At 48.1% G+C, this 20,331-nt stretch carries 15 protein-coding genes; 4 read left to right on the plus strand and 11 right to left on the minus strand.

Annotation, left to right across the window (positions count from 1 at the left end):
* From FC20_RS01670 to FC20_RS01680, 3 genes are read right to left on the minus strand one after another with little or no spacing between them, the layout of a single operon-like run.
* On the minus strand, nt 1-2,784 hold the full coding sequence (locus tag FC20_RS01670) for a helicase C-terminal domain-containing protein (protein WP_008463052.1): 2,784 nt from the start codon (nt 2,782-2,784) through the stop codon (nt 1-3).
* A 14-nt stretch (nt 2,785-2,798) separates the two neighbouring features.
* Entirely contained in the window at nt 2,799-6,536 is a 3,738-nt protein-coding gene (gene addA / locus FC20_RS01675) for a helicase-exonuclease AddAB subunit AddA (protein WP_008463050.1), read from the minus strand.
* Between the two features lie 2 nt (nt 6,537-6,538).
* A complete protein-coding gene (locus tag FC20_RS01680) occupies nt 6,539-10,060 on the minus strand; it encodes a PD-(D/E)XK nuclease family protein (protein WP_008463049.1) in 3,522 nt (1,173 codons plus the stop codon).
* Nucleotides 10,061-10,193: 133 nt separating this feature from the next.
* Between FC20_RS01680 and mvk the strand changes: the two genes are divergently transcribed.
* From mvk to fni, 4 genes are read left to right on the plus strand one after another with little or no spacing between them, the layout of a single operon-like run.
* Nucleotides 10,194-11,102, plus strand: coding sequence for a mevalonate kinase (gene mvk / locus FC20_RS01685; RefSeq protein WP_008463046.1), 909 nt, complete (start codon nt 10,194-10,196; stop codon nt 11,100-11,102).
* A gap of 36 nt (nt 11,103-11,138) precedes the next feature.
* The gene (mvaD, locus tag FC20_RS01690) at nt 11,139-12,098 is read left to right on the plus strand and encodes a diphosphomevalonate decarboxylase (protein ID WP_008463045.1); all 960 of its coding nucleotides are present in this window, start codon (nt 11,139-11,141) and stop codon (nt 12,096-12,098) included.
* A gap of 57 nt (nt 12,099-12,155) precedes the next feature.
* Nucleotides 12,156-13,238 carry a phosphomevalonate kinase gene (locus tag FC20_RS01695; RefSeq protein ID WP_008463043.1) on the plus strand — a complete coding sequence of 361 codons (1,083 nt, stop codon included), beginning with the start codon at nt 12,156-12,158 and terminating at the stop codon, nt 13,236-13,238.
* A gap of 10 nt (nt 13,239-13,248) precedes the next feature.
* Nucleotides 13,249-14,271 carry a type 2 isopentenyl-diphosphate Delta-isomerase gene (fni, locus tag FC20_RS01700; RefSeq protein ID WP_008463041.1) on the plus strand — a complete coding sequence of 341 codons (1,023 nt, stop codon included), beginning with the start codon at nt 13,249-13,251 and terminating at the stop codon, nt 14,269-14,271.
* Between the two features lie 80 nt (nt 14,272-14,351).
* Here fni and FC20_RS01705 read toward each other — a convergent pair whose 3' ends face one another.
* The 8 genes from FC20_RS01705 to accB form a co-directional block, all read right to left on the minus strand.
* Entirely contained in the window at nt 14,352-14,702 is a 351-nt protein-coding gene (locus tag FC20_RS01705; protein WP_008463039.1) for a hypothetical protein, read from the minus strand.
* A gap of 291 nt (nt 14,703-14,993) precedes the next feature.
* Nucleotides 14,994-15,686 (minus strand): biotin--[acetyl-CoA-carboxylase] ligase, encoded by a 693-nt coding sequence (locus FC20_RS01710; protein WP_008463037.1) that lies wholly within the window; start codon nt 15,684-15,686, stop codon nt 14,994-14,996.
* Nucleotides 15,686-16,450 (minus strand): enoyl-ACP reductase FabI, encoded by a 765-nt coding sequence (gene fabI / locus FC20_RS01715; protein ID WP_008463035.1) that lies wholly within the window; start codon nt 16,448-16,450, stop codon nt 15,686-15,688. The genes FC20_RS01710 and fabI overlap by 1 nt, the downstream gene beginning before the upstream one ends.
* An 8-nt stretch (nt 16,451-16,458) precedes the next feature.
* Nucleotides 16,459-17,226 (minus strand): acetyl-CoA carboxylase carboxyltransferase subunit alpha, encoded by a 768-nt coding sequence (gene accA / locus FC20_RS01720; RefSeq protein WP_056945286.1) that lies wholly within the window; start codon nt 17,224-17,226, stop codon nt 16,459-16,461.
* On the minus strand, nt 17,210-18,064 hold the full coding sequence (locus tag FC20_RS01725; protein WP_008463033.1) for an acetyl-CoA carboxylase carboxyltransferase subunit beta: 855 nt from the start codon (nt 18,062-18,064) through the stop codon (nt 17,210-17,212). Before FC20_RS01725 ends, accA begins: the two co-directional genes overlap by 17 nt.
* Nucleotides 18,051-19,427 (minus strand): acetyl-CoA carboxylase biotin carboxylase subunit, encoded by a 1,377-nt coding sequence (gene accC, locus FC20_RS01730; protein ID WP_008463032.1) that lies wholly within the window; start codon nt 19,425-19,427, stop codon nt 18,051-18,053. The genes FC20_RS01725 and accC overlap by 14 nt, the downstream gene beginning before the upstream one ends.
* A gap of 9 nt (nt 19,428-19,436) precedes the next feature.
* The gene (gene fabZ / locus FC20_RS01735) at nt 19,437-19,862 is read right to left on the minus strand and encodes a 3-hydroxyacyl-ACP dehydratase FabZ (protein ID WP_008463031.1); all 426 of its coding nucleotides are present in this window, start codon (nt 19,860-19,862) and stop codon (nt 19,437-19,439) included.
* Nucleotides 19,863-20,330, minus strand: a complete 468-nt coding sequence (accB, locus tag FC20_RS01740; RefSeq protein WP_008463030.1) for an acetyl-CoA carboxylase biotin carboxyl carrier protein — start codon at nt 20,328-20,330, stop codon at nt 19,863-19,865.
* Nucleotide 20,331: the final 1 nt, after the last annotated feature.

The raw sequence follows: 20,331 nt of genomic DNA on the forward strand, positions 1-20,331 counted from the left end.
TTACCTCTTCATCCTTAATCTCTTCTTTAGTTCACCGAACTTCACCTTTTGGACGACCACTGGCAGACTAGCTCTAAATTCTGGTCCATAGCTCTTGGTCCAGATCCGCGGGTCCAAGATCAAAAATTGTCCATGGTCGTCTTCGCCGCGGATGAGTCGCCCGCATCCCTGCCGCAGGCGCAAGATGGCCCTTGGCAAGGAATCTTCGTTAAAGACATCTTTACCTTGGTCTTTCAGGTAATGCTGCCTCAAGGCAACTTCTGGCAGGTCTGGTGATTCAAAAGGCAGGCGGGTCGCAATTACCAAGTCGATCCCGCAGTTATGAAAGTCCACCCCTTCCCAGAAGCTGTCAGCGCCAAGCAGAATTGACTGCTGGGCAATGACAAAGCGGCGGCTGATCCGTTCATTGGATCCAGTCAGACCTTGAGCTAAGAGCTCATAGTCTTTGACCGCTGGATCATTCAAGAGCTCCAGGTAAAGCTGCTTAACCAGCTCCAGGTTGGTAAAAAGCACCAATACGTGCTTTTGCCCTGAAAGGTCCTTGGTCAAAATTTCTTTGAGCTGGCTCAAAAAGGCTGGACTGTCTGGTTCTGGCTGATTTTCGTCAAGTGCCAAAATCTCCAGGTGCTCGCTCATTGGGAAGCTAGACCCGCCTTGGTAGGAAATTACGCCTGTAGCTGGCAAAGCCAATGCCTCTTTGGCGAAGTCAAAGCTGTCATTATCAGTTATTGTCGCACTGATCAAGGCGATGTGATCAAATCGCTGGTAAATCTTATGCAATTCTTCAGAACTATCGATGCTCAGCCAGTGGAGGTTAGAACTCAAGGCGTCTTCAGGGTTAGTCACCGCCATGACAAAGCCCAGGTGATCCAGCAAGGGCTGATTCAAGAGGTCTGAAAGCTGGTAGCTTTTTTCAGCATAGTAGTCCAGCTTGTCTACCTGGTCAACCAGGTCATCAATCAAGGACTCTTCCCCTGTTAAGAAGCGATCTTTCTCGATGTAGAGCTGGTCAATCACCTGGTTGGTGTGGATCCGGACCTCCTCTAGCTTTTGCTGGAAGTCTTTTAGCTTTTTTCTAAAAGACGACTGCTCTGGGAACAGGTCGCTGCCTTGAATGGTATACTGCACCGTCTTGTTAGGCAGGGTCGTTTGACCGATCGCTAGGTTCCGGCACTGGTAGAGATACTTCTGCATCCGGTTTAAGACATGGATCAAATCCATGCTTTCCGTGTCAAGCAGGTCCAGCATAAACTGCAGCTGCACGTTTTCTTCGCCCTGATTGACCAGGCTGTTGTCGGTGAAAAAGAGCAAATTGCGCAGGTGACTCAAGCTGCCCCAGATCGATTCAAAGCGCAAAGAATCGGTTCTGGAGGTTTGCAGGTTGCCCGCAAAGCGGTGAGCTTCATCAATCACCAGATAAGGATTTTGTCCCCAGATGGAATCCATGTAGTGATTGACCAGGTAGGCGTGGTTAGTGACCAAGATATTGGCTGATTCCTGTCTTCTTCTAGCTAAGTTCCAAAAGTCCACTTCTGCAAACGGCGTCCCAACTCTGGCATCGCCTGGGTGCTTGATCTGGTTGAAGATTGGCAATTGCTCACTGGTCAGCTGCAGCTCGTCCAGATCCCCGCTGGTCGTTTCCGTCAGCCAGACCAGGATCCCCATCTGCAGGATCAAGGTCGTCTTGTTTGGAGAATTTTGGTAAAGGCTTTGGGCAAAACCATCTAGGTCTAAGTAGTGGCTCGAAGCCTTAACCATTTCGGCATTAATCGCTAATCCCGTAACTTTTAGCAACTGGGGAATTTCCTGCTTCAGAAGCTGCTCTTGCAAGACCTTGGTGGAGGTCGCAATCACCAGCTTTCTACCTGTGTAGAGCTGGTAGGCATAGGCAAAGAGGTAGGCAAAGGTCTTCCCCGTTCCGTTAGGCGCTTCAGCTATCATGATCCGCTGGTCAGGGTTAACGATGAACTTGTGCAAATGATCAATTAAATTAACCTGCTCTTGCCGATAATTGATCTTGCCCTTAAAAAGTTCCCGCTTAGTATCCTGGCTGCTTGGAAAGTCGGCTTCTTGTCCCTGAATCACGGCATTGACGTTTTGCCTTTTTAAAACTAGATTGCGAACCTGAATCCTGTCCTTGTCGAGCTTGCGGCGCACTTGGCGGGACTGGTTGGCGATTTCCTTGATGATGTAGTCCGTCTCCCGGATCAAGCCACCTGATAGTGAGCCTAGCACATTCAGGGTCGCTTGCGGCAGACTTGCCAATTTTTCAATGATCTTGATTAAGAGGATTGCCGTTCCATATGCATCAGAATCCGCTTGGTGGGGGTTGTCGTGCTCAATTTCCAGGCTTGCCGTCAAATCCCGCAGCTTGTAAGATGGCAAAGTCGGAAAAGCAATCTTGGCTAATTCCACCGTATCGACTGCCTTGAGGGGCAAGGCATCAAAGCCGGCATTGGTCAATTCATAGTTTAAAAAGGGAAAGTCAAAATTGACATTGTGCGCCACAAAAATCGTGTCTTTGAGAATTTTGCTGATCTTCGGCGCAAAGTGCTTAAAATCCGGCTGTCCCTTAACCATCTGGTTGCTGATCCCAGTTAAGTTGGTAACAGCCTGCGGGATTTCCTTATGGGGATTCATCAAGAATGAGTAGCTCTTGACCACCTTCAGGTCTTTCACCAAGACGCAGCCAAACTGAATGATGTGCTCGCCATCTTCTTTCCTGGTTCCCGTCGTTTCTAAGTCCACGACGGCAAAGGTTTCCCCGGCAAAAAAGGGTGACATGCTATCTTCCTTTCTTAGACCACTTCTACGATTTGCTGACAAGACAGTAATATCAAATATTTCTTCAGCACCTTTTGGCCAGTCGCTTGCTCAAGCGCTCTTTGGTAAAGGCGGAGCTGGCCCTGGTACTTATTCTTTAAGTCAGCAATGCTTTGATCCAGTTTATTTGGATTCACGTGGTCAGTCTTGTAGTCAAACAAAATGATACCATTTTCTGTTACATAATAGCCATCAATTGTCCCATGAACCAAAATTTTTCCGGAAAAATCACTGAAATCATTAAACAAGGTTCCTGGTTCAATGATTGAGGCAAAGTTTTCTTCTCGGTACAAGTTGCCCGGATTTTCTCTAAATTGCTGGGCAAAATCGCTAGTCACAAACCATTGCAATGCTTCTTGATCCACTTGGCTAGCGATCTCTTTAGACAGCCGCCCCTTCTTGATCAAGTGGTCCATGCCAGTTTCGAGGTTAGCTAAGTCAGTGCCTGCTTGGTAATCATAATACTGCAAGATCAAGTGGCTGGCCGTCCCAATTTCCGCAGCATTGCCGGTATTTTGGTTCAAAAAGTCAGGCTCAGTATCAATTGGCTGCATATAGCGGTTAGCAGACCTCAGCTCGGTCACGTGGCTGTCTTCCAGTTCTGTTTCAATCGGATCCGCAAAAGCCTTCTTAATTTCAGAAACCGACTGGTAGGCCGTCGTTTGGCTGGCATCCAGGTATGGGTATTGCTGGTCGCTAAAAGCAAAAAGCCTTTCAGTCGCATCCAAGACTTGCTGCTCTTCAGCAGTTAATTCGGTGTTTTCTGACTGTGCCTCTTTGGCTTCTGGTAAAACAGGGCTGTCGTTTTTTGAATCGAACTTGACGAATAAAAGCGGATCTTCCTTGCCAGCGGTAAGACCGCCAATGGTCTTATCTGACAGCTTCTGCAGGCTCTTAGCCTGGTAAAGCGACGGTGCCAAAAAGTCCAGGGGCTTGTTGACCTTCATCTTATCCATCAAGGTCATCTTCTGCCGGTCTAAGGTTCCTAGCCACTTTTGCTCCAAGCCTTCAAGGCCCTCTTTGCCAGGAGTAATATCCATCACCATGATCAGCTTTTGCTTGGCTCGGGTTAAGGCTACATAAAGGAGCCGGGCTTCTTCTTCCAGCAGCTTCTGCTTTTTCTCGATTTTGAGCCAGGCCTTGCACAAGGTATCAGCCTGATATTCTGGCTCGTCATCTGGGTAGGCAAAAGCCAGGCCTAGACCAGCTGAGTCTAATAGGTAGCTGCCAGAGATATCTTGCTTAAAGTTGTATTGGCGGCCAATCCCGGCCAAAAAGACGATTGGAAATTCCAGCCCTTTAGAAGCATGGATGGTCATCAGGTTGACCGAGCCTTCGGCATTGTCGCTTAAGACTGGCTGAGCCAGGTCCTTTTGATTTTTCCGCATGCGGGCAATGAAGTTGATGAACTGGTACAAATCCTTAAAGCCGGCACTTTCATAGGCACTGGCTCTTTCATAAAGAGCCGTCAAGTTTAGACGCCGCTGGCGGCCATTAGGCATGGCGGTCACAATTTCCAAAAAGCTGGTCTTTTCATAGATAGTCCAAAGCAGCTCACTGATCCGGTGATTCACTGCAAAATCACGGAATTCCTGCAGCATGGCCAAAAATTCCCGGCAGCGCTGACCCAACTCATCATCGATCTTGCTATAGGTTCTTAAGGCCGCATAGAAGCTGATACTCTTGTTAACCAAGCGAATCTTGGCTAGGTCAGTGGTCGTGAAGTTAAAGATCGGTGACCTCAAGACCGCGACGAGCGGGATGTCTTGGTCAGGGTTATCGATGATTTTAAGGAAGGACATGATCACCGTCAGTTCAAAAGTCTGGAAATAGTTAGGAACGTCTGACACAAATAGCGGAATCTGGTACTTGTCAAATTCTTGCTTAATCTCTAAGTTGTTGGTCTTGGACCGAGTCAAAATGGCAATATCCCCGTAGCCAACTGGACGCTTGTCACCAGTCTTTGGGTCAAAAATCTGGTAGCCGCTCTTCACCAGCTGCTGGATGCGGGCAATAATCATGGAAATTTCGCCGGCATCTAAGGCTGAATCATCGCCATCTTGACCGCTGTCACTATCAGCACCAGAATTATACCCCTGCTTGCCCTTTTTTTCTTTTTCCTGATAAATAACTTCGGTCCCTGTTGCCAGATCCATCTTTGGATCATAGGCAGCCGCAAACTTCAACTGCCCTTCTGCTTCATAATCGATCCCGCCAAAGTCTGCCGTTAAGATGCTGTTAAAAATCAAGTTAACGGCACTAGTTACTGGCTGACTTGACCGGAAGTTTTCTGGGAAAACAATCCGCTTTTTCGTGCCACTATCGTCTGCCCCATATTGGCGATATTTGGCAATAAACAGGCTTGGCTCCGCTTGCCGGAAGCCGTAAATGGACTGCTTGACGTCCCCAAACATGAAGAGGTTGTTTTCACCGCTCTTTTTTAGGCGGGCAATCAGACCATCCTGTAGAGCATTGGTGTCCTGGTATTCGTCCACCATGATCTCCTTAAAGCGATTTTGATAGTACTCCCGGGCCAAAGCGCCATTTGAAGTATCCTGATTCAAGATGTCATAGGCATACTGTTCCATGTCGGTAAAGTCCAGCATGCGCTCGCCGCGCTTGAGCTCGCGGAAGCGGTCAATAAAGGCTTGCTCTAATTCCGCAATCGTTTGACTAATTTTTTCGCCTTTGGCCATCAAGGCCTTTTGTTCTTCATTGGAACTGGCGTAAAAGCTGGTAAAAGCCTTTGTGACAAAGTCATTAATTGTTTCTTGGACTTTTTTTGATTCATCAATAAATTCAGGAATCGACTTATTCTTTGCTGGCTTTTTCTCCCGGATCAAGCTGGCTTTTAAGAGATCTCGCTGCTGGTCAAAAGGCGCATCGATTTCTAAGGCTTCTTGGAAATTTGTCAAATTATTTTGACAGTTCAAAAATTGGACTTGATACTTGGCAAATTTTTCATGCTCAAAATCTGCTTCAGAAATAAAATGTACCAGCTTAGAAATAACCGTCTTTACTTCTTCTAGCAGGTAGGGCTTGATCTTTTCCTGCCACAAGTTGGAGTCCGCCAGGTCGCTGCCTAGAACTTGGTAAGCCTTTGGCAATTCTCGTAGCCACTTTTGGTAGTCTGGCTTGGCCATGGCAAAATTGTACAAACTTAGCAGGATATCGCAGGGTGAATTGGCATTGCTGTCGCCGGTAAAGGCATCATAAAATTCCTCAAAAGCAGCCTTTTTGGCTGGATCAGGGCTCTCCAAATAAGCCGACTCCACATCGCTGATTGCTCTTTCTTTCAAAAGCTCAATCTGTGTGCTATCGGTCAGAATGGAAAAATCTGGGTCCAAGTCAATGACAAAGTAAAAGCGTCTGATGACGTCCAAACAGAAGGAGTCAATGGTTGAAATGAGCGCCGTATCAAGCTGAGCTAATTGCTGGCGCAAAAAGTCGGCCTTGGGATCGGTTTTAGGCAGCTCCCGCACCCGGTCTTGGAGACGCTTTTTAATCCGCTGCTTCATTTCGCTGGCAGCTAGCCGGGTAAAGGTGATCACCAGCAGTTGGTCAACGCTTAAGCCATCTTCGGCAATTTCCTTGACGACCCGTTCAACCAATACGCTGGTTTTACCAGACCCAGCTGAAGCTGATATTAGCAAGTCTTGTCCCCGCGTCTCGATCGCATCCGCTTGAGCGGGCGTATATTTAACTTTTCCCATTCTTATTCCTCCTTGCTCATGTTCAGCGCACTTCTCACTTGCGCCAGCAAATCAGCCTTGTGCATGGTTCCTAGGTCATGGTAGTGATTAGTCGGCAATTGCTCGTCAAAGTAGTAAATATCCTTGTAGTCGGTATAGGTTAAACCGTTTTGTCCACCTTGCCGGAAAGGATTGAGGGCAATCTGCCCTTCCAAAATACCTTCAGCCGCATTTTCGATCAGGTACTCTACATATTCCAAGAGCAGGTTCATTTCTTCTTTACTGTAGAAGCTGTCGCTAGACTTAAAAGTCCCCTTCTTAGTAACTGAAGCGCCCCGATAGTAGCTTGAGCTGCCCGTTTTCAGGCTTTGGTCAACTTCACTAAACAAAACAGGATCATTGACAGCTACCCCATTCAAGCGCAGTTTGTCTTGTCCACCTAAATATGCCTGTTTAAGGTCAAAATTGGCATCAAAAATGCTGTTAGAGCCTGACCCATTTAAAGGGTTCAATTTTCTCGTCACGTATTGGTAAAAGGCCCCTAGTAAATCCAGTTCCGCCGTCCCGGTTAGCTGGCTTTGATTTTTTACCAACACATCCAGGTAAGCAATCATTTGCAGGTCGATCCCACTAGCAAAGCGGGCTGGGTTGAAGGAGTGACTAGAAGACTTGTAGTCAATCAGCTGGGCCAAGACATGCTTATCTCCTTTGAAGAGGTCCACCCGGTCAATCTTCCCGCGCAAGGAAATCTTCCGCTTGCCCGCTAATTTCTTCAGTGGCAGGATCAAGCCGGCAACTTTTTCAGCCGGGCCAAAAGGCAATTCCGCAAAGGTAGCCTTGAAGCGATTTTCCTGCTGCTTGACCCGGTAGGTCTGAGCCACCTTGCTGGTCGTCTGGTCAAAGGTCTTGAAGAGGTACTGATTAAATGGATCCCGCAAAAATTGCTGGTAGATTGGCTCTTGCCAGATTTCTTGCCGAACCTCTTTCAAGAGCAGCTCTAGCTCCAGTTCAGACATCTTTTCGATTTCCAGTCCTCGCTTTTGCATCTCCTTCACCAGAAGCTCAAAAGTCCGGTGGAAGTAGTTCCCTGACTGGATGGCATTTAGTTCGTTTTCGGCACGCGGGCTTAAGCGGAGACCATACTTGACAAAGTATTCAAAGGAATTTTGGTAAAAAGTTTCCAACTGGGAAACTGAGCTGAGCAAGTCTTTCCCGTAGAGCTTTTCTGCCAATTCCTCAGAAATGTTTTCTGGGTTATTGTCGTAGTCAATCCCCTCTTCCACTGCCTTGGTCTTTGCTGGCAAGTCCTGCCGGCAAAGATCAAGAAGCTTTTTGACTAACAGCGACTGCGGCATCCCTTTAGCGGCATAAGTCAGATAACCTAGACTAGCCGCCGGCGTGGTCATGAACAAGAGCAGATCTGGGGTAACTTCACTTTCATCCAAGCTTGGCAAGTCCCTTTGGCGGTATTCTCTGCCATTAACCAGCTTTAGCAAGCGCTGGTAGTAGACGGATGGCTCAAGCCGCTCGTTATCAGAATTAATTACTGGGTATGACACGTAAACCCGTTCACTGGCTAAAGCCAAAGCCGCGCCAAACTGGTAATCCTGGTCCATGTTGTTTAATTCTTGATGGTCTTCCAGGTAGGCATCTTCGGTGAAAAAGTCTTCAAGGACCTTAAGGTTTTCAGGAGTCAGGAAATTCTTCATGTCACTAATCTGCGGCAGGCTGCCGTTATTGGCCCCGATAATAATCACCTGTTTATAGGAACCACTTTGCACCATCCCATATTCTGAAATAGTCACCGCATCCAAAGTTGCTGGAATCGTGGCGAAGGCTGCTTGGCTAAAGCCGGCCGTCAGCATGCTAAAGAAAGACTGCCAGTCAAACTTTTCCGGATTGACCAAAAGGTAGTCTTGGAGCAAGCCCAGCATGGAATTCCAGACTTCTTCAGGCTGCTTGGCTTCTTGCAATTGGCCATCGTCGCTAGCCTTTTTCCGCCAGGACTCAAGCTGGCTGCTGACGCCGGTTTTAACTAAGAAGCTAAAGAAAGTCTTGATCCCAGTTAAGCTATCTTGTTCATCCTTCAATTTTTTCACGAGTGAATTTACCTGGCTGACGAAAAAGTCTCGCAGCTTATCTAGGCGTTCCAGCCGCCTTTGATACTTTTCTTGGTCAAGGTAAATCACACTGGCCTTGGTAAAGTCGCTAAATGACTTTTCCCAGAGCTTATACTTGATGCCGTGTGCCAAAACAAAGTTTTCCAGCTGGTCCACGTCTCTTAAATAAGCTGCTTCTGGGTCTTCTTGCTCTTGATACCAGGCGGGAATGATCAGCCGCGTCTTCATCAGCCCAATCATGGCCGCCGTATCCCCAGTTTTTTCAGCCAGCTTAGCCAAATCTTCAATCAAGATGACCAAGGGGTGATATTTCATCATCTGCTGCAAGTCGTCAAAAAATGGTATCTGATTCTGCCGGAAGATTGGAGCAAGGTAAGTTTCATATTCTGCCAAGTTCGGCGCCAGGATCAAAAAGTCGCGGTACTGGTACTGCTTAGTAGCCACTTGGCTGTAAATAGTCCGCGCCGCAAAATAGGCTTCTGCATACCGTGAATCGGCCTTTACTAGTTGCAAGTTAGTTAAGTCCGCATCTTCATTGGCAATCCAGGCAGAATTTAGCTTAGTTGCTGACGTTGCCTTTTCTACCAGCTGATCGCTTTGATAGTCTAAGCCATGGGCGCCAAAATAGCCGGTCAAGTCGTTAATCGTTTTTTGAACAACATAGTCATATTCACCGGCAAGTGGCGCATGGATATCGCCAAATTCCGTCTTAAAGCCCAAGGTCAAGTCCTGGCAAAAAGCAGCCAATAATTGAATCGTCTGCTTTTCCTGCAAAGAAAAATGGGCAAAATCAGTGACATAAAAGGCGGCCTTTTGCACGTATTCTGGGTGACTGGCCAAAACTTCATTTAGCTGGATATTCAGTTCATCTTTAGTCACAAAGTTCTTTTCCTGGATCAGGTCCAAAAAGTCTTGATAGATGATCTTCAAGTCGTGCAGCTTGCTGGACGTTTCAGTATCCAGACTGGCTTCAACCGCAGGATTGGCTGCATTTTCCAGCAGCTCGTCTAAATCCAGCTGTCCAGTATGAACCTGCAAAATCGTTTGGTATACCTGCTGGATCATCCCTGAATTAGGTTGAGTATTCTTGAACAGGTTAAGCTCTTTTTTCCGTTTATTGATGATTTGCTCCAAGATCATGGAAGCTGCCGCGTCATCCAGACTCTGCGGCAAGGAAATGTCAGCTTTTTTAAAGAAGAACCAGGCTAAACGAGAAAACGACAAGACATGAAGATTCTTGACGCTAGTCTCACTTCTTCCTTGCAATTCCGCAACTTTAGCTATTGCCCGCACTTCTGTGTTAAACTTGATATGGTTTGGAACAAGAATGAAGACTTCTTGGCCAGCTAAATATGTTTTAGCTGCTTGGTCCAGAAGCTCTTCTTGCAAAGGATCTGCTTGTCTTCCAGTTAAGATGTTAATCATTACTTCCACTCCTTAGATGCACTAGACAAGTAGTAATTCAGTCAATTAAATTTTAGCAATCTCTTCTCTTTTTGGGAAATTTTTGACAAAATACTAACTATTCAATATTTATTATCTTTTGAGGTGATTATCTGTGCAGACATCATGTACTGCTCATGGGAAAGTTATTTTAATTGGGGAACATTCTGTTGTTTACGGCTATGATGCCTTGGCCATGCCCATCAAGGCCCTCCACATCAAGACGAGTGTGGAAGACTTTGATGAGCTTTACATGGATACCAAGCTCTATCATGGTCCTTTTTTTGCCGCACCTGACGATTATAACGGCTTAAAGTACGTGCTAAAGACTCTTTTTGCCAAAAGTGGCAAGGAAGCTAAAGTAAAGGTGACTTACAAAGGCGAAATTCCAATGGAACGCGGCTTTGGTTCTTCTGCTACCGTTGCCTTAGGCACGACCGTGGCCCTAAGCAAGTACCTGGGCCTAGACTTGACTGAGCAAGAAATCATGGACATCACCAACCAAGCCGAAACCATCAACCATGGCAAGGCCTCAGGCCTAGACGCAGCCACAGTCAATTCAGACTACCTGGTTTTCTTCAATAAGAAAGACGGAATCCGCAAACTGACCGCCAGTCTTGGCGCCACCCTCTTGATCATGGACACAGGTAACCTGGGCAATACGAGAGAAGCCGTCACCATGGTGCATGACCTCTTAGAAAAGGATCCAGCAGCTAAAAAGAACATGGCTCGACTAGGCCAATTAGCTGACCTGGTCAAAGCAGCCTGGTTCAAGCAAGACCGACAAGCCATCGGCAGCTACTTTAACGAAGCTCAAAACATCCTAGCCTCTTTCGGGATTTCGACCCCAAAGATTGACCAAATGTGCCAAATTGCTAAAAGCAATGGTGCTCTTGGCTGCAAGCTGTCAGGTGGCGGTCTGGGCGGGATCGTCATTGCCCTGTGCGATGACTCTGCCACTGCCAACAAAATTGCTAGCCAATGCCAAGACTTAATCAGTGACTATTGGATCGAAAAGATCTAAAATATCAGCTTAAAACAATAGAAAGCGTAAAAAATTATGAGTAAGACTTCTCGCGCCCACACCAATATTGCCCTCATTAAATATTGGGGCAAAAAAGATGCCAAGTTGCGCCTTCCTTTAATGTCTAGCCTGTCCATGACCTTGGATGCCTTTTACAGTGATACTCAAATCGAAGATAGTGACCAAATGTCTTTTTCATTAAACGGCAAACAGATTGCTGATAAATCAGCAGACCGCGTTTTTTCCTACATTAAGTTGATGCAGGACCGCTATGGCGTCTCTGGCAACTTGGCCATCAAGTCTGACAACCACGTGCCAACGGCAGCCGGTTTGGCCTCTTCTAGCTCGGCCTTTGCGGCTCTAGCTGCGGCCTTTGCTGACCACTACCACTTAGATGTCGATAAGCGCGAGCTCTCTCGTATGGCCCGGATGGGGTCAGGATCAGCCTCTAGATCTATCTTTGGTGGCTTCGCCGTTTGGCAAAAAGGCGACAGCGATGAAAGTTCATATGCCTATGCCCTTGACGAGCACCCACAAATGGATTTAAAGCTCTTAGCCGTTGAATTAAATGACCAGCCAAAGAAGGTTTCCTCAACCAAGGGCATGGAACTGAGCAAGACCTCTCCTTTTTACCAGCTGTGGCTTGACCGCAATGACCAAGAAATTGCCGACATGGAAGCTGCCATCAAGGCTCAGGACTTCACTAAACTGGGTTCTTTAGCAGAATTAAATGCTAGTGAGATGCACTCTTTGACCTTCACCGCTCAGCCTGGCTTTACCTATTTTGAGCCTAAGACCATTGAGGCCATTAAGCTAGTGCAAGAACTGCGGGAAAAAGGCCTTGAATGCTACTACACCATTGATGCTGGTCCAAATATCAAGATCCTCTGCCAGGAAAAGAATTCTAAAGATATCGTTAATAATTTTGCCTTGGCCTTTGATAGTGTTAAGATTATTGAGGCAGGTTTTGGTCCAGGAGTAACTCTACTAGACTAAAACTTGTTTAGTTATATAATAGACAAAGAAACTTAAAAGAATAAGAGGAAGAGTTTTTTGATTACTGAAAAAGCACCAGGGAAGCTTTATATTGCAGGTGAATATGCTGTTTTGGAACAAGATTGCCCAGCAATCTTAGTCGCTTTAGACCAGTACGTTAGGGTCTCCATTAAGAGGAGCGCTAGCGACACTGGTTTAATCCATTCAAAGCAGTATTCACAAGATTCAATTCACTGGGTACGGCAAGGATCAAAGATGGTGATTGACAATCGTGACAATCCCTTCGAATACATCCTGTCCGCTATTTCATTCACTGAAAGATACTGCTTGGAAAAGAACGTAAAGATGGACGTCTACGATTTGTTCGTCAACTCCGATCTGGACTCCGCCGACGGCAAGAAGTACGGTTTAGGTTCCTCTGCTGCGGTAACGGTAGCCACGGTTAAGGCCATCTTACACTTTTACGGCGTTAAGGCCACCAAGGACCTAGTTTACAAGCTTTCTACAATTTCTCACTATTCTGTTCAAGGCAACGGGAGCGCTGGCGACATTGCGGCTAGCGTTTATGGCGGCTGGATTGCCTACCAAACCTTTAATAAGACTTGGCTGGCTGAAGAATTAGCTGCTAAGCGTCTCTCAGACGTGGTCAGTGAAGCTTGGCCAGGGCTGAAGATCCAAGAATTGGTTCCGCCAGAAGGCATGGATCTCTTGGTTGGTTGGAGCCAGCAACCCGCTTCTACCTCACGTTTAGTTGACAAGACCAATGCCAACAAGAAGAATCTTAAGGCTGAATATGCTAAATTCCTGGAAGATTCCAGAAACTGCGTCTTGAAGATGATCAAGGGCTTTGAAGAAAACAACATCAAGCTGATTCAAAAGCAGATCGCAGTTAACAGACGTCTTTTGCAGCATTTTGCAGCCATCAACAATATTGCAATTGAAATTCCGCGGTTGACTGAGTTAATCGAAATCGCCAACAAGTTTGGCGGTGCAGCTAAGACTAGTGGTGCCGGTAACGGCGACTGCGGGATTGTCATCGTCAACCAGGATACCAATGTTGACCTCTTAAGAAGAGAATGGCTTAAGAACAACATCCTGCCTTTGGAATTTCATATCCACCATTCCGAACTAACATTTTAAGAGGATCGCCATGTCACAACGATCAATCAGAAAAGAAGAACATCTGGCGTTAACGCAGATGTTTTTTAATGCAAAGAAAACGAATTCCTTTGACCAAGTCCAGCTCTTGCGGCCAGCCTTGCCAGAAAGCAAGGTGGATCCAGCGGTCATCAAGACCAACTGGTTCGGCAAAGAGTTAGACGCCCCCTTCTTCATCAACGCCATGACGGGCGGTTCTGAAAAGTCCAAAGAAGTCAACCAGAATCTTGGTAGATTAGCAGCTAAGCACCACCTGGCACTTGCCTTAGGGTCAGCCAGCATCCTCGCCAAAGAAGCAGATCAACTGGAATCTTTCTACGTTGCACGCGAAGCCAACCCTGATGGGCTCTTATTTGCTAATGTCAACCCTTTGACGCCGGTTGAGGCCACGGTAAAAATCGTGAATGACCTCAAGGCTGATGCCTTACAAATTCACCTAAACGTCGCTCAAGAAGCAGCCATGCCGGAAGGCGACCGAGACTTTATCTGGCTCGACCGGATGAAGGCAATCAAGGATGCCGTCGATGTACCGATCATTGTTAAAGAAGTTGGCAATGGCCTAGACCCAACATCCATCAAGACCCTGCAAAAAGCCGGCTTTGAATGGTTCGACCTGGGCGGGGCCGGCGGCACCAACTTTGCTCAGATTGAGAACTCAAGAAACGCCTCCCCGCTTCATGCTTTAGACTACGTTGGCTTGCCAACTGCCCTGGCCGCTTTATTAGCTGCTCCTTTGACCGACAATTTAATCGTGTCAGGTGGCGTCAGAGAGCCGATGGACGTGATGAAGAGTTTAGCTCTAGGCGGCAAGTACGTCGGTGTGGCCAACCACTTCTTGCACACCTTGCTCAGCGAAGGTAAAGATAGTCTGGACGAGGAAATTGCCAAGTGGAAGAGCGACCTAACCATGCTTTTTGCTCTTTATGGTCAAAAGGTTCAACCGGTTAAGGTGCCATATTACCTTGATCTAGAGTTAAAGAGCCAATACGATCAACTCAAGGACCAGATTTGTTAACTAAGTTTTTAATTTTAAAGCGCGAAGCGCTTTTTTTATTTTAATAAACATTGTAGTAACACTTAGGCTTGTTTGTATATTTAACTATCATCGTCATTTTGATCGTCCCCGCTCCAGATGCTGCCGTCGCCGAATAGCCCTGGGTCAGAATCATTTGGCCGTTCGAAGCCAAAAAAGGAAAAGAGATCGGTATTGATGGTTGGTAGACCCGCAACATCAGTAATTTCCGTAATATAAGTTAAGACCTCAAAACCGCTATCTGGAACCATCACCTCGTACTCCGGATTTTCGGTATCAAAAATGATAAAGTCATCAAAGTAGAGCTGCAAGAACTCAGCCAGGCTCTCATCTTCTTTTAGCCGAGTCGTAATATGATATTCCCATTCATCCGAGGGACAAGTAAAGTGAATGCATATTTCTTGATTGTTCATCGTCTTCCCTTCTATCCTTTCTATTCAAACTTGAACCTGTGTTCTGTTTCTTCAACTCAAATAGTAGCACCGTTCGCATGTCGAATGCAATGCGAACAAAAAATTGATTTTTTAATTCACTAAGTAAAAAAACTATTGTTTAATGGTAAGCTTTTTAAATTAATCATCAGCAAAAGGACCAATAGATCCACCTAAAAAGCAGTCCTCAAATAATTTACCTAAAACAAAAGATCCAGACTTCTGCAACAAACAGAATCCTAGATCTTTTTACGTTTATTTTTTCAAAACCTATCAAGCAAAGTTGACCTTGGTCACTTCACCGCTATTAATATGCAAAATTTTCCCGTCACTAGCCAAAAGGAGGCATCCCTGGTCGTCGATATCTTGAACGATCCCAGACATGCTCCCGTGCCCCAGCTGCAGGGTCACCTGCTTACCGGTCAAATAAGACAGGCGGCGGTAGTCTGCCAAAATCTGCGAATCTGCTTTGGCCGCAGCTAATACCGCCTGCCCCATCTGGACAACAAAGTCACGATCAAAGTCGGCACCAGGCAAGAGGCTTGCTGCTTTTTCAGCAAGCTCTTCAGGAAAGAGCTCAATCCCAATATTGACGCCAACGCCAACGACATAGTAGCCCAAGACTTTTTCCGTCAAGATGCCGCCAATCTTATGACCATCCAAATAAAGGTCATTGACCCACTTGAGGCGCAAGCGCGAATTACCGGACCAATCCATCAAGAGTTCTGCCGCTTTAACCCCGACGGCCAGGGTCAAAATTTGCGAATCCTGCACCATTTTTTCTGGCAGGGCCACCGTCAAGTAAAGCCCCCGGGCAGGTGAATAAAAGGCCCGTCCTTGCTTGCCATAGCCGGCAGTTTGCCGCTTAGCGCAAATGGCAAAAGCTTCCATGCTCTCCCCGCGCTTAATCCGCTCTTTGACCAAGTCCTGAGTCGACGTGACCTCATCTAAAAAGGCGATCTTCATTAGGACAGGTGCACTCCCTTGTCAACATAGATTACGTCGCCAGTTAAGCCGGTTGACAAGTCGCTGACCAAAAAGGCGCAGGCGTTACCCAGTTCTTCTAAGGTAACGTTGACGCCATCAACCGTCCGGCTTTGGGCTTCTTTTAGCAGCTCTTTGTGGCCGCCAATCCCGGTTACTGCTAAGGTTTTCATCGCCCCAGCTGAAATGGCGTTAACGCGGACGCCTTGTTCACCAAGGTCGCGGGCCAAATAACGAACACTGCTTTCTAGAGCCGCCTTGGCAATGCCCATGGTGTTGTAGTTGGGCACAGCACGGGTTGAGCCCATAAAGGTTAAGGTAACAAGGGCAGCAGGATTTTTTAACAAATCTTGCTTTTCAGCTTCTTTAGCAACCGCTAAAAGAGAATAGCTGGACACGTTTTGGGCGGTCAAGTAGCCATCCCGGGTAGAATTGAGAATTGACCCTTCTAGTTCCCCTTTCGGCGCAAACGCAATAGCGTGAACGATCCCGTCCACCTGACCAAAGCGGCTCTTAATCTGGCTAAAAGCCGCCTCAATGCTCTCATTGCTAGCCACGTCACACTCAATTAGTTTATCTTCGGTCAATCCCAGCTTTTCCAGGCCCTTTTTCAGCCGGTCATTTTGGTAGGTGTAAATGACCTCTGCCCCTTGCGCTGACATCTGCTTGGCACAGCCCCAAGCAATGGAGCGCTGGTTGGCCACGCCCATCACAACGATTTTTTTACCTGTTAAAAATCCTGACATTTTCTCACCTAAAATTTCCTAAAGCGTTCATGCCGTCTGGCGAGTAGTTCCTCACTAGACAAGGCCTGAAGCTTTTTTATTTCCTGACTTAAAACTTGATCAATTTCTCGGCACTGCACTTGCTTGTCTTGGGCAAAAGGAATTACTCCTTCAACCACGCCGTCTTCCAGCAGCTTGTCTGGCGTCAGCCCCAATAGCTCAGCGGCTTCAGCGCTCCGGCCAGCATCCTTCCACAAAATGGAGGCAAAGCCTTCAGGCGACAGAACCGAATACATGGAGTACTTCAGCATGAAGACCTCGTCCCCGCAAGCTAGAGCCAGCGCCCCGCCGCTGCCACCTTCGCCGTAGATGACGGTGATAATTGGCGTTGGCAACTGGCCCAGCTCTAAAAGGTTCCTGGCAATAGCCTGCCCCTGCCCGTAACGCTCTGCCTTTTTGCCAGGATAAGCACCAGCCGTATCGACAAAAAGCAGAACCGGCCGGCCAAAATGGGCCGACTGCTTGGCCAGGCGCAAGGCCTTGCGGTAGCCAGAAGGAGACGGCTGACCAAAGTGCTTCTTCATCCGCTCTTCTAGATTTTTCCCCCGACTGGTCATGATCGCCGTTACCGGCTGACCGTGAAATGTCGCGATCCCGCCGACAATGGCTGGGTCGTCTCCGTAGGCGCCATCGCCATGCAGCTCGAAAAAGTCAGGAAAAAGGTATTCGCGAATTTCCTGGTCCGTGATCTTGTTGCTAGACCGGGCAGCTCTAACCGTTTCAATTGCCTGATTCATAACGACCTCCATTCTTTAAGAACCACGAAATCGTAGCTTTTTCTTCCTGCCGGCTAACAATCGCATCGATAAAACCATGCCGCATGACCGTTTCGGCATCCTGGGCGTCTTTAGCCAATTTTTCATGGATGGTCTGCTCAATCACCCGGCGGCCAGCAAAGGCTGCCATGGCCCGGGGCTCAGCAAAGGTGTAGTCGCCCTCGCTGGCAAAGCTGGCGGTCACCCCACCCGTTGTCGGGTCAGTCAAGACCACGATGTAGGCTAGACCTGCTTTTTTCAGCTGGGCCACCGCGTTTGACACCTTGGCCATCTGCATCAGGGAAAAAATTCCTTCCTGCATCCTCGCCCCGCCGGAGGCGGTAAACAGCACCACCGGCAATTTCCCAGCAATGGCCCGTTCAAACATCCGTGTGATTTTTTCACCAGTTGCCTGGCCCAGAGACCCCATGATGAAGGTGGGATCCATGATGCCTAAGGCAGCCTTTTGCCCGCCAAAGTCGGCTATGCCGGTCCAGACGCTTTCCTTTAGGCCCGAATGTTTCTCGCCCTTGGCAATTGTTTGCTCATAACCTGGGAAATGAAGTGGGTCTGCTGGACTAATCCCTACATCCCATTCTTCATAATCGTCGACCAGCCATTCTAGACGCTTTTTGGCAGAAATGCGAGAGCCATAGTCACAAGAGGGACAAGTCATATACTCATCCAGTTGGTCGCGGAAGATCACCCGCTGACACTTAGGACAGCGCAGGAGGAAGTCGTCTGGCACCTGGTCCCAGGTGGACTGATCAGTTTTTACATGCCGGCCTGACAGGGTATTATTTTTTTCAAACAGCTGCATCGCAGTCCTCCTTCCACTTCGGTAAAAATTCGCTCTCTAGATAGGTATTGGTAAAAGTTTCCTTGCCAAAAATCGGATCAGCCAGGATGGCCAGGTGCAGGTTCTGGTTGGTGGTGACGCCGCGCAAGACCAGCTCGCTTAAGAGCCGCTCCATCCGGGCAATCGCCGCCTCCCGGTTTTCGCCCAAAGCCACCACCTTGGCCAGCATGGAATCGTAAAAGGGCGAAACGGTCATGCCCTGGTAGAGGGCCGAGTCGATCCGCATTCCCGGATTGCCCACTGGCAAAAAGAGGTAGTCAACCTTGCCAGTGCTTGGCATGAAGCCGTTTTTGGCGTCTTCAGCGTTGATCCGGCATTCGATAGCGTGGCCTCTAGGCGCTAGATCCTCTTGCTTAAAAGGCAGCTCCTCTCCAGCTGCCACCAAGATCTGGGCCTTGACCAGGTCGATCCCGGTCACCATTTCGGTTACCGTGTGCTCAACCTGGAGCCGCGTATTCATTTCCATGAAGTAGCAATTATGGTCTTGATCCATCAAGAACTCGATGGTCCCGGTGTTGACGTAGTCAGCTGCTTTGGCCGCCTTGACCGCGATTTGGCCAAGTTTTTCCCGTTCTTCGTCAGATAAAAGCTCGCAGGGGCTTTCTTCGATCACCTTTTGCTTGCGTCTTTGCAGAGAACAGTCTCTTTCAGGGAAGTAGACGGTATGGCCAAAGGCATCCCGGAAAATCTGGACTTCGATGTGCTTAACATTGAGGAGCGCTTTTTCCAGATACATGGAATCGTCGCCAAAAACCTGCCGGGCTTCGGTTTGGGCTACCGACAGGGATTCGTCCATCTCGCTTTCGCTAGCCACCTGCCGGATCCCCTTGCCGCCGCCACCAGCCGCAGCTTTTAAAAGAACTGGGTAGCCCACTTCGGCCGCGATCTTTTTAGCCTCTTGGCTGTCATGAATAAAGCCGGGACTGCCTGGGGTCACGGGCACGCCATTTTGGGCCATTAATTGTCTTGCATGCTCCTTGTTGCCCATGGCGTCAATGGTGTCAGCGCTCGGGCCGATAAAAGTGATCCCGCAAGATTCACATAAACGAGCAAACTCGCTGTTTTCTGACAAAAAGCCATATCCTGGGTGGATGGCTTCGGCGCCTGTCCCGACAGCAGCGGCGATAATATTTTTCATATTCAAGTAAGAATCCCCAACCCGGGGACCGCCCACGCAGACGGCTTCATCGGCCAGCTGCACGTGCAGGCTCTCCCGGTCAGCGCTTGAATAAATGGCGACTGACTGGATCCCCATTTCTTTTAAAGTCCGGATCACCCGGACTGCGGCTTCGCCCCGGTTGGCGACTAGAATTTTCTTAAACATGCAACTCACCTAGCCAATCATAAAAGTCAATTCCGCCGTAGCAGCTTTTTCCCCGTCAACGCTGGCAACGCCGATTCCCTTGCCGATGTGCCCCTTCACCTTTTCCAGAGTTACTTCTAAGCGCATGGTGTCGCCAGGCTTGACCATCTTGCGAAAACGAGCCTTGTTGATGCCGCCAAAATAGGCGGTCTTGCCGGCAAATTCCGGTTGACTGAGCAGGGCCACTGCTCCCGTTTGCGCCAGGGATTCGATGATCAAAACGCCCGGCATGACGGGATTGCCTGGGAAGTGGCCTTGAAAAATTTCTTCGTGGATCGTTACGTTGCGGATGGCGACCGCCCGCTCGCCTGGCGCAAGCTCCACCACCTTGTCGATCAAGAGCATGGGGTAGCGGTGAGGAATGATTTTTTGAATGGCAGTACTATCTAATTCCATCTAATCCTCCTTGACCAAGAAGAGTTCCTGGTCACACTCAATCAGGTCGCCGTTTTCAACGCAGACCTGGCTCACGGTGCCGGCCACGTCGCTCTTGATCTCGGTCAGCATCTTCATGGCTTCCACGATGCAGACGACTTGGCCATTTTCAACCCGGTCGCCCACTTTCACGTAAGGAGCTGCGCCTGGCTTGCTTTGCAGGTAAACCGTCCCAACTAAGGGGGACTTGATGGCAGTACCAGCTGCTTCATTCTTCTCTTCCGAGCCATCTTCTACAGCTTTTTCCTGTACCTTTTCGGCTACAGCTTCAGCAGTCTTTTCCGGATTAGCTGCTTCTTGCTTATTTAGGGCAGCTGCATTCGTATTTTTGCTTAAAAATAAGTGTCCGCCATTTGCGTCCACTTGCATTTCCCTGATAGAAGAAGTTTCAAACTTGTCCATCAGGCGTTCAACATCTTTTAATTCCACG

This window comes from Lactobacillus equicursoris DSM 19284 = JCM 14600 = CIP 110162 (genome assembly GCF_001434815.1).
GTDB classification, from domain to species: Bacteria; Bacillota; Bacilli; order Lactobacillales; family Lactobacillaceae; genus Lactobacillus; species Lactobacillus equicursoris.